This is a genomic window from Micromonospora sp. CA-248212 (assembly GCF_050948405.1).
Classification (GTDB): Bacteria; Actinomycetota; Actinomycetes; order Mycobacteriales; family Micromonosporaceae; genus Micromonospora.
On record NZ_CP192023.1, the window covers coordinates 1,100,117 to 1,114,371 of the forward strand.

12 protein-coding genes are annotated in these 14,255 nt (G+C 70.7%); 7 read left to right on the top strand and 5 right to left on the bottom strand.

The features are described from left to right. The first annotated feature begins 81 nt into the window (after positions 1–81). On the top strand, positions 82–708 hold the full coding sequence (gene hpf / locus ACQP03_RS05180) for a ribosome hibernation-promoting factor, HPF/YfiA family (protein ID WP_357134743.1): 627 nt from the start codon (positions 82–84) through the stop codon (positions 706–708). A 62-nt stretch (positions 709–770) separates the two neighbouring features. Here hpf and ACQP03_RS05185 read toward each other — a convergent pair whose 3' ends face one another. Together ACQP03_RS05185 and ACQP03_RS05190 are read right to left on the bottom strand one after the other, a co-directional pair. Further along, positions 771–1,886, bottom strand: coding sequence for a GNAT family N-acetyltransferase (locus tag ACQP03_RS05185; RefSeq protein WP_433460404.1), 1,116 nt, complete (start codon positions 1,884–1,886; stop codon positions 771–773). Next, positions 1,883–3,034: a GNAT family N-acetyltransferase gene (locus tag ACQP03_RS05190; protein ID WP_357134747.1), complete on the bottom strand. Its 1,152-nt coding sequence runs from the start codon at positions 3,032–3,034 to the stop codon at positions 1,883–1,885. The genes ACQP03_RS05185 and ACQP03_RS05190 overlap by 4 nt, the downstream gene beginning before the upstream one ends. Before the next feature lie 168 nt (positions 3,035–3,202). On the opposite strand from ACQP03_RS05190, the gene secA reads away from it, so the two are divergent. Further along, positions 3,203–6,130 carry a preprotein translocase subunit SecA gene (gene secA, locus ACQP03_RS05195; RefSeq protein WP_433460406.1) on the top strand — a complete coding sequence of 976 codons (2,928 nt, stop codon included), beginning with the start codon at positions 3,203–3,205 and terminating at the stop codon, positions 6,128–6,130. A 169-nt stretch (positions 6,131–6,299) separates the two neighbouring features. Here secA and ACQP03_RS05200 read toward each other — a convergent pair whose 3' ends face one another. Together ACQP03_RS05200 and ACQP03_RS05205 are read right to left on the bottom strand one after the other, a co-directional pair. Further along, the gene (locus ACQP03_RS05200) at positions 6,300–6,881 is read right to left on the bottom strand and encodes an Rv3235 family protein (protein ID WP_357134751.1); all 582 of its coding nucleotides are present in this window, start codon (positions 6,879–6,881) and stop codon (positions 6,300–6,302) included. Between the two features lie 213 nt (positions 6,882–7,094). Then, entirely contained in the window at positions 7,095–7,322 is a 228-nt protein-coding gene (locus tag ACQP03_RS05205) for a helix-turn-helix transcriptional regulator (RefSeq protein ID WP_357134753.1), read from the bottom strand. A gap of 203 nt (positions 7,323–7,525) precedes the next feature. Between ACQP03_RS05205 and ACQP03_RS05210 the strand changes: the two genes are divergently transcribed. Next, positions 7,526–8,035 carry a DUF6912 family protein gene (locus tag ACQP03_RS05210; RefSeq protein ID WP_357134755.1) on the top strand — a complete coding sequence of 170 codons (510 nt, stop codon included), beginning with the start codon at positions 7,526–7,528 and terminating at the stop codon, positions 8,033–8,035. Between the two features lie 15 nt (positions 8,036–8,050). On the opposite strand, the gene ACQP03_RS05215 is transcribed toward ACQP03_RS05210, so the two are convergent. Next, positions 8,051–9,142: a hypothetical protein gene (locus tag ACQP03_RS05215; RefSeq protein ID WP_357394338.1), complete on the bottom strand. Its 1,092-nt coding sequence runs from the start codon at positions 9,140–9,142 to the stop codon at positions 8,051–8,053. A gap of 717 nt (positions 9,143–9,859) precedes the next feature. On the opposite strand from ACQP03_RS05215, the gene pruA reads away from it, so the two are divergent. The 4 genes from pruA to ftsE all read left to right on the top strand — a co-directional run bounded on the left by pruA (position 9,860) and on the right by ftsE (position 14,220). After that, positions 9,860–11,488, top strand: coding sequence for an L-glutamate gamma-semialdehyde dehydrogenase (gene pruA / locus ACQP03_RS05220; RefSeq protein WP_357134758.1), 1,629 nt, complete (start codon positions 9,860–9,862; stop codon positions 11,486–11,488). A 177-nt stretch (positions 11,489–11,665) separates the two neighbouring features. Further along, a complete protein-coding gene (locus ACQP03_RS05225) occupies positions 11,666–12,181 on the top strand; it encodes a PadR family transcriptional regulator (RefSeq protein ID WP_266249116.1) in 516 nt (171 codons plus the stop codon). Positions 12,182–12,299: 118 nt separating this feature from the next. Continuing rightward, positions 12,300–13,421 carry a peptide chain release factor 2 gene (gene prfB, locus ACQP03_RS05230; protein WP_357134759.1) on the top strand — a complete coding sequence of 374 codons (1,122 nt, stop codon included), beginning with the start codon at positions 12,300–12,302 and terminating at the stop codon, positions 13,419–13,421. Positions 13,422–13,539: 118 nt separating this feature from the next. After that, entirely contained in the window at positions 13,540–14,220 is a 681-nt protein-coding gene (ftsE, locus tag ACQP03_RS05235) for a cell division ATP-binding protein FtsE (protein ID WP_007455859.1), read from the top strand. Positions 14,221–14,255 lie beyond the last annotated feature (35 nt).

Below are 14,255 nucleotides of genomic sequence, written 5' to 3' on the forward strand. Positions count from 1 at the left end.
GACCGGTCGACGCCAGCGGGTCTTCCTGAGGCGCACGACCGGGAGAAACCGGATCGAAGACGTCCGAACAAAGGAGGTCACGTGGACATCGTGGTCAAGGGCCGCAACGTCGAAGTGCCGGACCATTACCGGGTACACGTAGCCGAGAAACTCGCAAAGGTCGAACGTTACGACCACAAGATTATTCGCATCGATGTCGAGCTGTTTCACGAGCGCAATCCGCGCCAGGCCGACCACTGCCAGCGGGTGGAGATCACCTGCGTCTCGCGTGGTCCGGTAATCCGGGCCGAGGCCTGCACGAACGACTTCTACAGCGCGCTCGACGCCGCCATCGCGAAACTCGACACCCGGCTACGCCGCGCGGCGGACCGCCGGCGCGTACACCGTGGTCGGCACGCGCCGATCTCCGTGGCCGCCGCCACCGCCGACCTGCCGGTCACCGACCTGGTGGCCGCCCCGCTGTCCGCGTCGAACGCCCGCGCCGGCACCGCCGTCGCGGAGCGCGTCGAGGAGGAGTACGACCAGCCGTGGCACCTCGCCCGGGAGAAGGTTCACCCGGCCGAGCCCATGACCATCGACGACGCGTTGTTCCAGATGGAACTCGTCGGCCACGACTTCTACCTCTTCCAGGACAAGGAGACCGGCCGCCCCAGCGTCGTCTACCGACGTCACGCCTACGACTACGGCATCATCTCCCTCGACACCTGAGGCGGTTCGACCCGTCGAGCGCGGGGGTCGTGGCGGTCGTCCGTCACGGCCCCCGTGCTCCGTCAGCCCAGGTCGGCGGGGAGCAGGGCGAAGGTCAGGTCGTCGAGGCGAGTGCCCGCCAGGCCGGGCAGACGCCCCCGTTGCAGGCCCTCGCGCTGGAAGCCGACCCGCTCCAGCACGCGGTGCGAGGCGGTGTTCTCCGGCACCGTGCCGGCCGTCAGCCGGGCGAGGCCGGCCGGCCCGAACGCCCAGGCCGCGAGCAGCCGGACCGCCCTGGTGGCGTAGCCGTGCCCCCGCCACCGGGGGAGCAGCGCGTAGCCGATCGACCCCTCCCCGCTGGTCACCTCGGTGTACAACAGTCCGCAGCTGCCCGCCGGTTCGCCGGTGGCCACGTCGACGATGAGGAGCCGGGCGATGTCGCCGGTCAGCCACGCGCTCTCGGCCAGCCGGCAGCGCCGCTCGATCGACTCCCGCGTCGGCGGCACCGGCGGCGCCTGGTTGGCGACCACCTCCGACCGGCTGTGCAGCCCGTACATCATCTCCGCGTCCTGCGGCGCGAGCCGGCGCAGCGCCACCACCTGGTCGGTGAGCATCCCGTCGGGCAGGTCCGGCAGCAGCCGAGGGGTCGGGCCGGGCGGATCCTCGGCGAGGCGTACCCACGTCAGCAGGTCGTACCGTCTGCCGTTCCGGTCCTGACCGGCGGACCGCCGCAGGCCCTCGTAGCGGAAGCCGGCGGCCAGCGCGACGCGCTGGCTGGCCGCGTTCTCCGGCTCGGTGTGCAGCTCCAGCCGCCGCGTTCCGGTGTCGAAGGCGTGCTCGCTCAGCGCGCGGGTCGCGGCGACGGCCAGTCCGCGTCCCCGCGCGGCCGGCCGCAGCCAGTAGCCGATGTCCGCCTGACTCCGGGCGGGCATCGGGTTGCTCAACCCGGTAGCGCCGAGCAGCCGGTCGGTGGCCGGGTCCGCGATGGCGTACGCGGCGCCGCCGCCGGCCCAGACCGCCGGCGCGCCGGCCTCCACCCACGAGCGGGCGTCGACCTCGGTGTACGGGGACGGCATGGTGGACACGAACCGCTGGCTGAGCGGGTCCGCACACCCGTCGACCAGGTCCGCGATGTCGTCGGCGCGGAACGGCCGCAGCCGTACCCCGTGTGCCTCGACGACCGGCGGCGGGACCGTCACGTCAGGTCCTCGGCGAGCAGCGCGGCCACCCAGGCGTCGATCCGTTCACCTCGGTGCTGGACCCCGCCCCGGGCGGTCCCCTCGAAGGTGAAGCCCGCCTTTTCGGCGGCCCGCCGGGAGGAGGTGTTGCCCACGTTCGCCTTCCATTCGATGCGCGCCAGGCCGAGGGCCGTGAAGCCCCAGGCGCTGAGCGCGAGGAGCGCGGCCGGCAGGTACCCCCGCCCGCGTGCCGCCGGGGCGACCATGAAGCCCACGTCCCCGAGTAGCGGGTCGGCGGGGGAGAGCCGCAGGTCCAGAGTGCCGACGTAGGTGTCGTCCGGGTCGGCGATCACGAAGCAGGCGGAATCTCCCCGTGCCCAGGCATCCTGGGCGTAACCCCGGTAGCCCTGCGCGTCGGAGAGGTCGTACGGGTCCGGAACCGTGGTCCACCGGATCGTCTCCGGGTCCCGGCAGGTCTGCACCACGGCGTCGAGATCGCGCTCCTCCATCGGTCGGAGTCGTAGCTCGTTGCCGGCCGAGGTGGCGAACAGCGTCGGCTGTGGGCGACCGAAGACAGCGGCCCGGCGTGCCGCCAGGGTGCCTCGGGCGGCCGGCCCGGTCGACCCTGCTTCGGGTACCTCGCCGGGCAGCAGTGTGCCGATCCAGCCGTCCACGCCGCCCTCCGGCGCCGGGTTCGCCCGCCGTACCCGGCCGTCGATCCGGAACCCGGCCCGCAGCGCGACCAGCCGGGAGGCGTGGTTGCCCACCTCCGCCTGCCACAGCAGCCGGCGCAGCCCCAGCTTCTCGAAGGACCAGCGGGACACCGCCCGGGTGGCCCGCACGGTCACCCCCCGGCCGCGCGCCCACGGGGCCGTCCAGTAGCCGATCTCGCCGGTGCCGGCGTCGTCGATGGAGATCAGCCCGCACGAGCCGAGCAGGTCGCCGTTGGCCGCGTCGCAGACGGCGAACGGCGCCCTGATGCCGTCCGCCCATGCTCGCGGGCTCAGCCGCGTGACGAAATCGTGGGCGTGTTCGCGAAGGTACGGGCGCGGTACGGTGGTCCAACGCTGAATGTCCCGGTCCTGGCAGGCGCGGTAGACGTCGTCGGCGTCCGCCTCCCGCCAGGGCCGCAGCAGGACGCCGTCCTCGATGATCTCCACAGGCTCCACCCGTGCATCGTGCCGGAACGTTCGCCCTGGGCGTAACCGGATAACGTCCCGGGCGCGGCCCGTGCGCGTGTTATGTCGGGTTCGGCGGAGCGGACCACCGCCACCAGTGACCATCGCGCCGATGTTGCGCCTACGATGGTTCGAGACTGTCTAGGGGAGCGTTGATCCGTGTCGATTCTGGAAAAGGTCCTTAACGCGGGCGAGGGCCGCATGGTGCGCCGGCTCAAGGCCATCGCCGCCGCCGTCAGCTCGATCGAGGACGACTACGTCAACCTCACCGACGAGGAGCTGCGCGGCATGACCGAGCAGTTCCGCGAGCGGCTCGCCGACGGTGAAACCCTCGACGACCTGCTGCCGGAGGCGTTCGCGGTGGCCCGTGAGGCGGCCGCCCGGGTGCTCGGCCAGCGGCCGTACGACGTCCAGGTGATGGGCGGCGCGGCGCTGCACTTCGGCAACATCGCCGAGATGAAGACCGGTGAGGGTAAGACGCTGACCTCGGTCATGGCCGTCTACCTCAACGCGCTCTCCGGCGACGGTGTGCACGTGGTCACCGTCAACGACTACCTCGCCCAGCGCGACGCGGCCTGGATGGGTCGCGTGCACGAGTTCCTCGGGCTGACCGTCGGCGTCGTGCTGCCCAACCGGCCGGCCGCCGAGCACAAGGCCGCCTACGAGTGCGACATCACCTACGGCACCAACAACGAGTTCGGCTTCGACTACCTGCGCGACAACATGGCCTGGTCGAAGGACGAGCTGGTGCAGCGGGGCCACAACTTCGCGGTCGTCGACGAGGTCGACTCGATCCTGATCGACGAGGCGCGCACCCCGCTGATCATCTCCGGCCCGGCCGAGCACTCGGCCCGCTGGTACGGCGAGTTCGCGGGCGTGGTGGCCCGGCTCCAGCCCGGCACGGATGGCGAGGGCGACTACGAGGTCGACCACTCCAAGCGCACCATCGCGGTCACCGAGCGCGGCGTCGCCAAGGTCGAGGACCGGCTCGGCATCGACAACCTGTACGAGTCGGTGAACACCCCGCTGGTCGGCTACCTCAACAACGCCATCAAGGCCAAGGAGCTCTACAAGCGCGACAAGGACTACATCGTCAGCGACGGTGAGGTCCTGATCGTCGACGAGTTCACCGGTCGCATCCTGCACGGCCGTCGGTACAACGAGGGCATGCACCAGGCGATCGAGGCCAAGGAGGGGGTGGAGATCAAGCAGGAGAACCAGACCCTGGCCACCATCACCCTCCAGAACTACTTCCGCCTCTACAACAAGCTGTCCGGGATGACCGGTACGGCGCAGACCGAGGCGAGCGAGTTCAACAAGGTCTACAAGGTCGGCGTCGTGAGCATTCCGACGCACCGCCCGATGGTCCGTGAGGACCGGCCGGACGTCATCTACAAGACGGAGAAGGCCAAGTTCAACGCCGTCATCGAGGACATCGCCGAGCGGCACCAGATGGGCCAGCCGGTGCTGGTCGGCACCGTCTCGGTGGAAAACTCGGAGATCCTCTCCCAGCTGCTGCGCCGCCGGGGCATCCCGCACAACGTGCTGAACGCCAAGTTCCACGCCCGCGAGGCGGAGATCGTCGCCCAGGCCGGGCGCAAGGGCGCGGTCACCGTCGCCACCAACATGGCCGGCCGCGGCACCGACATCCTGCTCGGCGGCAACCCCGAGTTCCTGGCGGCCAACGAGCTGCGCCAGCGCGGTCTCGACCCGCTGGAGAACGAGGAGGACTACGCCAAGGCGATGGAGGAGGTCCTGCCTACCTGGAAGCAGGCCTGCGACGCCGAGGCGGACGAGGTCGCCGCCGCCGGTGGCCTGTACGTGCTGGGCACCGAGCGGCACGAGTCCCGGCGGATCGACAACCAGCTGCGCGGTCGTGCCGGCCGGCAGGGCGACCCGGGCGAGTCCCGGTTCTACCTGTCCCTGCAGGACGAGCTGATGCGCCGCTTCCGGGCCGGCGCGGTCGAGGCCGTGATGGAGCGCTTCAACATCCCGGAGGACGTGCCCATCGAGTCGAAGATGGTCACCCGCCAGATCAAGAGCGCCCAGGCCCAGATCGAGGGCCAGAACGCCGAGATCCGCAAGAACGTTCTGAAGTACGACGAGGTGCTCAACAAGCAGCGCCAGGTCGTCTACGCCGAGCGGCTGCGGGTGCTCAACGGCGAGGACCTGTCCGACCAGGTCCGCAACATGATCGACGACACCGTCGAGGCGTACGTGCGGGGTGCCACCTCGGACGGCTACGGCGAGGACTGGGACCTTGAGCAGCTCTGGTCCAGCCTCAAGCAGCTCTACCCGGTCGGCGTGACGATCGAGGAGTTGGAGGAGGAGGCCGGCGGCTCGCGGGCCGGCATGGACGCCGACTTCCTCGTCGCCCGCCTCAAGGATGACGCCAACGCCGCGTACGACCGCCGCGAGGAGCAGCTCGGCACCGAAGGGGTGCGCCAGCTCGAGCGGATGGTGCTGCTCCAGGTCATCGACCGCAAGTGGCGCGAGCACCTGTACGAGATGGACTACCTCCAGGAGGGCATCAACCTCCGGGCGTACGCCCAGCGCGACCCGGTGGTGGAATACCAGCGCGAGGGCTTCGACATGTTCGCCACCATGATGGAAGGCATCAAGGAGGAGACCGTCGGTTTCCTCTACAACGTGGACGTCCAGGTCACCGAGCCGGAGCCCGAAGCCGACTCGGAAGAGGTCACGCTGCTCGACAAGCCGGTGGAGATCCGGGCCAAGGGTCTGAACCGCGCGCCGCAGCGGCAGGGTCTGCAGTACTCCGCTCCGACCATCGACGGCGAGGCCAGCCCCGGTGCTGTCGCCTTCGAACAGGAGCAGCAGCAGGCGCCGGCGCTCGGCGTGGGCCGCCCGCCCCAGGGCGCTCCGGCGGCACCCGGGCAGGGCGCACCGTCCGCCCCGCAGCGGCCGGCCTCGGGGCTGCGCGGCCCGACGCTCCCGTCGGCGGGGTCCCGGCGTCCGGCCGCCAACCAGGCCGACGCCGGCAACGGCCCGTCCCGCAACGCGCCGTGCCCGTGCGGTTCGGGTCGCAAGTACAAGCGCTGCCACGGCGCACCCAACGGCGGCAACTGACCGACACCGCGTCCCGATGGGCCCCGGCCGACAAGGCCGGGGCCCATCGGCGTCTCCGGCCCCGGTCGGCGTCTGGCCCGGGAGTGAGATCGACTCCGCTTCCGGGAAGTCGGTGTGTCAGCGGCCGGTTGATGCCGCGCTTTCCCGGACGTCGAGCTGATCAACGCGGTCAGAGGACCTGCAGGGCGGTGCACAGCCAGCGGCCCCGCCGGTGCTCCAGGCGTACCGCCATGGCCCAGCTGCGGCCACCAGGGCCACTCACCACGGCGGCTGCCTCCACGGCTGCCTCGCGAGGTTCGCAGACCCGCAGCCGGGTGAGCCGCAGTGCCGGCCGGGTCGCCCGACGCCGCGCCGGCCCGGCCCGCCCGCTGGCCCGAGCGAGTTCGGTGAGCAGGTCGGTCGCCCGGCCCGGGTCGAGCAGAGGGCGTACCTGTGCCGGCGAGCGGTAGCCGTTGACCACCTCAAGGCAGGTGCCGACGAAGCGGTGCGCGGCCCGGGTGGCCTCGGGCGCCGTCGTCGGGGGCAGGGGAGTGCCCGGCTGGTTGGCCGGATGCGCGGGCGTACGGCGTGGGGCCGTGCGGCGCACCGCGGGCCGGACGGGATCCGGTCGTGTCGAGGCGAAGAGGTCGAGGGCGAGCTGACCGTGGGTCGGCCCCGGCCAGTACGTCTCGTCCTGGTACGGCGGGTCGATGGGCGGGACGGGACGCAGGCGCACGGGTGGTCGGGAGACTCCGGGTCGCCGCTCGCTCATCGCTGCCTCCCGTGATCTTGCGTTTGCCTTCGTTTGCCTCCGACTAACTAGATTCTCGGACATGGAGTGGCCCCGGTCAATGGCGCCTGCGGCGAATGGGCCGCGCACCTCGCATGATCGACTCGGGTTCGCGGAGGTGGTGGTATCCCGGCCGATCGAACGTCGCGACATCGGTGATCTGGAGTGGATCACCGAGCGGAGGGCCGGGCGTGGCTACTCGGGGTCGCGGTCGACGAGGGGGTTCTCGCGTACCCAGTCGGCGGTCTCGGCGTACTTCTGCGCGATGTACTCCTCCAGTCGGGCCCGCTCGACCCGCCACTGACCGCGCCCACCGACCTTGATCGCCGGCAGCTCCCCGCTGCGGACCATGTGGTAGACCTGCGAGTCCGACACGTTCAGCTCGGCGGCCACGTCGGAGAGCAGCAGGAACCTCGGCTCCACAGGAACTCCCGGGGTTGACGTCGTTTGCCTCAGTTTGCCACCGACAGGGCTCACCACCCAACATCGCCGCAGCCATCGGTGGCGGACACACCGGCGGGAAACTTCCACCGGCCGGAGGCGAGGTGTATGACGGTCACGGCGTGCGGCATGATCTGCGCCCGTGCCGGCTACCGCCGGCACGGAATCGAGCGGGGAGACGACCGGTGACCGACGAGCTTGTCCGGGTGTACGTGCCGGCGACCGTACCCATGCTGGCCCGCCTGCGCGAGGAGGGGCTGACCGCCGACACCGCGCACGCGGTGACGCCCGCGCTGCGCGAGTGGTACGCCGAGGGCGACGAGGAGGAGTTGGAGTACGTCGCGTTCACCCGGGCCGCCCAGGACGCGCTGCACCTGCTCCGGGAGGATCCGGCCGCGCCACGCCGCCGCGTGGTCGTCTCGGTCGACCTGTCGCCCGCCGCGCTCGGTCGTGGCGACGGCGAGCTGGGCTCCAGCCTGGTGACGTTGACCGACACCGTGCCGGTGGGGGCTGTCGCGGCGATCCACGTGGACGGCACGGACGCCGTCGAAGAGGTCGCCGCAGCGGCCGACGTGGTGACCGAGGCCGCCGCCGGTGACCCGGACGCGCAGTTCACCGTCGACGGCGCCGAGGATCACGAGCTTGAGTGGTACGACGTGACGGAGTTGGACATCCTGCTGCGCGCCGCCGGCTGAGCAGCCGCACGCGTCTCAGCGGGCCGGGTCGGCGTCCGCCTCCCGGACCACCGTGTCCGGCTCGTCCTCGTCGACGTCGCCGGTGGCGCTCGCGGTGGTCGCCGGCCCGGTGCCGGGTCGGCCGGTCGAGGCCGGCTCGTCGTCGATCTGTGCTGGGCCGAGCGTTCGGCCGAACGCCACGAGCGCGGTCAGCGCCCCCACGAACAGCACCCAGATGCCGTTGTCCACCCGCGAGGTGCCCAGCGACGTCTGCGCCACCGCGTCCGCCTCGCTGAGCGCGCTGGCCAGGTCCAGCAGTGAGCGGCCGCCGATCCGGATGATCACTTCGGCGAGCAGCAGGAGCAGGCCCGGTCCGGCGCCCGCGAGCAGGTACGCCGGCCAGCGCAGCGCGCGCGTCTGCGGATCACGCCGCAGGGCTCGACGCCGCGCCCAGGTGAGGTAACCGAAGGCGAGTAGTCCGGCGACCAGGCCGCCGAGGAGCGACTCGGTGCGGGACACCCACTTGGCCGCGTCGACGAGCGACTGCTGGGTGTCGCCCGCGCCGAAGAGGTCGAACAGCGGGTCCCGGGCACGGCTGAACGCCACTACGAAGACCAGCGTGCCCAGCGCGGCGGTCACCACCGCACCGACCGCCGGGGCGGTCCGGGCGCCCGCGATCGCCCCGCCGATGATCGCGGCGGCCGCGGTGGTGCCGGCGATCACGTTGGTGGTCGAGGTGTCGAAGTAGGTGAGGTTGATCGCCACCGCGGCGAGCAGCCCGACCACCATCCCGGCCCCGATCGCGCCGACGAAACGCAGCGTGGTCCCGTCGCCGTACCGGCGGGACAGCAGGTTGCCGAAGGCCAGCGCGGTGGCCGCGCCGGCCACGAGCGCGGCCGAGATCACGCCGGGCAGGGCGAACGCGGACAGGCTGATCGCGGTGATGCCGGCCGCCGCCGAGGTGATGGCCTGCCGGGTCGACCAGAGCATGGCGGCCAGCCAGCCGAGCGCCAGCAGCGCGAGGACCGCCGCTCCGGGCGCCGGGAGGGACCGGCCGGTCGGGCTGGTCGCGTCGACCGCCGGCTGGTCCGACTCCGCGGCTGAGTCGCGGCCGGGCTGCTTGGTCATCGTCTCCCCTTCGAGGCGCCAGGTCACCGACCATTCAGGGTACGCGGACCCCCACGCCCCGCAGAGAACGAGCCACACCCCCCGGGGTACGCCGGCCCGCCACAGCCGACCATTGGGACCAGTCGAGCCATCAGGACAAGTCGAGCGCCGTCGAACGCCCCAGGGTTAGGGCACGGCTGCAGCTCCGCAGGACGGGCGGCGCGTCGAATTCGCAGGATGGGCAGCGCGTCAAGGCGTACCCCAGGGCTCGTCAAGGCGTACCGCAGGGCTCGTCAAGGCGTACCGCAGGGCTCGTCAAGGCGTACCCCCGAAGAACAGCGACGGGCGCGCGGACGGCGACCAACGTCGGGGCTGGGGCGAGCGTCCCCGGCGGAGGGATCAAGCCTGACCGCCCGGAGCCGGGGACGGTCGCCCCAGCCCCACCACAGCGAGCCGCACAGCGAGCCGCACAGCGAGCCGCACAGCGAGCCGCACGGCGAGCCGCACGGCGAGCCGCACGGCGAGCCGCACGGCGAGCCGCGACCGGTAAGGAGAGAAGGGCCAGTCGGTCCTGAGCCAGGCAGTGACGGCGGCGGCAGGGCCAGCACCGACGCGTGAAACAATCGCGGGAGGTCCCGCCGCTGCTCGGCTACCCCGCGCGGCGTCCGGTGTCCGACTATCCGGTCGGTGCCCGCGGGTCCGGTTTCGCCACCGCTGTCGAGATCGCCAGGAGCCTTGATGGATGCCGTGTTCTCCGTTCCCGAGCCGCGCAACGAGCCGGTCCGCAACTACGAGCCGGGCAGCGCAGACCGGGAGCGGCTGCGGCGGCGGCTGACCGAGCTGGCCGCCGAGCGCATCGACCTGCCGATGACCATCGGCGGGCAGCAGCGGATGGCGGCGGGCGACCCGATCAACGTGGTGCAGCCGCACAAGCACGCGCACGTGCTGGGCGTGACCGCGCACGCCTCGCACGACGACGCCCGAGCCGCGATCAAGGCGGCCAAGGACGCCGCGCCGATGTGGCGGGCGCTGCCGTTCGAGGAGCGCGCCGCGATCTTCCTGCGCGCCGCCGAACTGCTCGCCGGCCCGTGGCGGGACACCCTCAACGCCGCCACCATGCTCGGCCAGTCGAAGACCGCGATCCAGGCGGAGATCGACTCGGCCTGCGAGTTCATCGACTTCCTGCGCTTCAACGTGCACTTCGCACGGCGTCTGCTCGAGGAGCAGCCGGCGTCGTCGCCCGGCGTGTGGAACCGCTTCGACCACCGGCCCCTGGAGGGCTTCGTCTACGCGGTCACCCCGTTCAACTTCACCGCCATCGCCGGCAACCTGCCTTCCGCGCCGGCGCTGCTGGGTAACACCGTGATCTGGAAGCCGGGCCCGACCCAGCAGTTCGCCGCGCACTTCACCATGCGGCTCTTCGAGGCCGCCGGCCTGCCGCCCGGCGTGATCAACATGGTGACCGGCCGGGGCGAGGAGGTGTCCGATGTCGTGCTCGCCGACCCGGACCTGGCCGGTATCCACTTCACCGGTTCGACGAAGGTGTTCCAGCACCTGTGGAAGACCGTCGGCGACAACATCGCGCGCTACCGGGGCTACCCGCGGTTGGTCGGCGAGACCGGCGGCAAGGACTTCGTGGTCGCGCACACCAGCGCCGACGTGGACGCCCTGCACACCGCGCTGATCCGCGGCGCGTACGAGTACCAGGGTCAGAAGTGCTCGGCCGCCTCGCGGGCGTACGTGCCGCGCTCGATCTGGGAAGGTGGCCTGCGTGACCGTCTGGCCGCGACCGCCGACTCGCTGACCTACGGCGACGTGGCCGACTTCGGCAACTTCGGTGGCGCGGTGATCGACGACAAGGCGTTCGCCCGGCACACTGCGGCGCTGGAGCTGATCAACGGTGACGACAGCTGCCGGGTGCTGGCCGGTGGCACGGCGGACGACTCGGTCGGCTACTTCGTCCGGCCGACGCTCTTCGAGTGCTCCGACGCCGCGCACGAGACGTTCACCACCGAGTACTTCGGGCCGATCCTCGGCGTCCACGTGTTCGACGACGCCCGCTTCGACGAGGTGGTCGCGCAGGCCGAGTCGATCGCCCCGTACGCGCTGACCGGGTCGGTGTTCGCCACCGACCGCCGGGTCGTCGACGCGGTCGGCGAGCGCATGCGGTACGCGGCCGGCAACTTCTACATCAACGACAAGCCGACCGGCGCGGTCGTCGGGCAGCAGCCCTTCGGTGGGGCCCGTGCCAGCGGTACCAACGACAAGGCGGGCTCCTGGCTCAACCTGGTGCGCTGGGTGTCGCCGCGCACGATCAAGGAGACCTTCGTGCCGCCGACCGACCACACGTACCCCCACATGGGCTGAAAGGAAGGGCCCCTTGTTAACGCCTGGTGCATAACAAGGGGCCCTTCCTTTCACCGGTGGTCCATCGATAGTCCTCTACGGACAGTCTGTCGCCGACAGTGCACTTAGGAAGTCCTTCTTGGGTGGCAAACCGCCAAATCCTGGACGCCGGCAGCGCAAAGTGGCAGCGTAACGGGCATGGCGGAATCCGGAGTCAACCCCACGGCGGCGGCCCTTCTCGGGCTGCTCCACGAGGGTCCCATGACAGGCGGCCAGTTGATGGCCGCCGCAGAGCGCCGGCTGGCGCCCTACTGGTCGATGACCCGTAGTCAGGTCTACCGCGAGTTGCCGGTCCTGGCCGAGCGGGGCTACGTACGGCTCGGCAAGCCGGGCCCCCGAATGAGCCAGCCGTACGCGCTCACCGCCAGCGGGAAACGGACGTTCTCCCGTTGGCTGGCGGAGAACCCGGGGCGGGACACCATCCGCAACCCGATCGCGCTCCGGATGGCCTTCGGCAACCTCCACTCGTCCAGCCAGCTCAAGAGCCTGTACGCCTCGGCCAACGAATACCACACCGAGGCCCTCGCCCAGGTCCGGGAGCAGGTCAAGAACGCCAAACGGGACGGCGAGACGTACGACGCCAGCGCGCTGGAGTTCGCCGTCGCCTACCACCGGGCGGCCCTGTCCTGGCTGAAGTCCGCCCCCGCCGGGTGACCGTCGGCGGTTTCACGGACACCGAACGGGCCGCGGCTTCCGGAACGCGGAGTTTATTTGGCGCGGACCTGCGGGGCTCGCAAGCTCACTCCTCGTCCGCGCAGTACGCTTGTCTGTCGTGACCGCTGCCGATTACGCCGAACAGCTCAAGGAACTCGACGCGACCCTGCGCAACATCGAGGCCGTCCTCAATCTGGACCGGCTGCACGAGGACAAGGCCCGCCTGGAGCAGGAGGCGTCCGCCCCCGACCTGTGGGACGACCAGGCCAAGGCTCAGCAGGTGACCTCGCAGCTGTCGTACGTCAACGGCGAGATCAGCAAGCTGGGCAGTCTGCGCTCCCAGCTCGACGACGCCCGGGTGCTGCTGGAGTTGGCCGAGGCCGAGTCCGACCCCGGTGTGCTGACCGAGGTCGAGGCGGAGATCACCGGGCTGACCAAATCCATCCAGGAGATGGAGGTCCGCACCCTGCTCTCCGGCGAGTACGACTCCCGGGAGGCGCTGGTGGCCATCCGGGCCGGCGCGGGCGGTGTGGACGCGGCGGACTTCGCCGAGATGCTGCTGCGGATGTACCTGCGCTGGGCCGAGCGGCACGGCTACCCGACGGAGGTCTACGAGACCTCGTACGCCGAGGAGGCGGGCCTGAAGTCGGCCACCTTCGCCGTCAAGGTGCCCTACGCCTACGGCACGCTCAGCGTCGAGTCGGGCACCCACCGGCTGGTCCGGATCAGCCCGTTCGACAACCAGGGCCGCCGGCAGACCAGCTTCGCGGGCGTCGAGGTGCTGCCGGTCACCGAGCAGACCGACCACATCGACATCCCGGAGAACGAGGTCCGGACCGACGTCTACCGCTCCTCGGGCCCCGGTGGGCAGAGCGTCAACACCACCGACTCGGCGGTCCGACTCACCCACATCCCCACCGGCATCGTGGTGACCTGCCAGAACGAGAAGTCCCAGCTGCAGAACAAGGCCTCCGCGCTGCGGGTCCTCCAGGCACGGCTGCTGGAGCGCAAGCGCCAGGAGGAACAGGCCAAGCTGGAGGGCCTCAAGGAGAACGCCGCCGGCTCGTGGGGCGACCAGATGCGCTCGTACGTCCTGCACCCGTATCAGATGGTGAAGGATCTCCGAACCGAGCAGGAGACCGGCAATCCGAGCGCCGTCTTCGATGGCGAGCTGGACGGTTTCATCGAGGCCGGTATCCGTTGGCGTAAGCAGCGGCAGCTCGCCAGCGACAGTGCGTAACGATGCGTGGGCGGAGCGCGTCATCGATCTCCAGGTGAGAGCCTGATTCGACGACGCGCGCCCCAACTGCGGGGCGTGGGGCTTGGCTCAGTTGTTACACCGCGTAGACTCACCACCCGTGATTCAGCTTGAGCAAGTGACGAAGACGTACCCGAAGGCGTCCCGGCCTTCGCTCGACAACGTGTCCGTCTCGATCGAGAAGGGCGAGTTCGTCTTCTTCATCGGTCCATCCGGCTCCGGCAAGTCCACCATCATCAAGATGCTGCTGCACGAGGTGACCCCCAACAAGGGACGCGTCATCGTCAACAGCAAGGACGTCACGTCGATGCGCTCCTGGAAGCGACCCCACTTCCGGCGTTCGATCGGCTGCGTCTTCCAGGACTTCCGGCTGCTGCCGAACCGCACCGCCTACGAGAACGTGGCGTTCGCTCTCGAGGTGATCGGCAAGACCAAGGCGGTCGCCCGCCGGGTCGTGCCGGAGGTGCTGGAGCTGGTCGGGCTCGGTGGCAAGGAGCATCGCTATCCGCACGAGCTCTCCGGTGGTGAGCAGCAGCGGGTCGCCGTCGCCCGGGCGTTCGTGAACCGTCCGCTGATCCTGCTGGCGGACGAGCCGACGGGAAACCTGGACCCGGACACCTCGATCGAGATCATGCGTCTGCTGGACCGGATCAACCGCACCGGCACGACCGTCGTGATGGTCACGCACGACTCCAACATCGTGAACCAGATGCGCCGCCGCGTCATCGAGATCGAGAGCGGCCGCATCGTGCGTGACCAGGCCCGCGGCGTCTACGGGTGAGCCGGCGCTTCACCCCTTTCGCAGCCTGACGACGA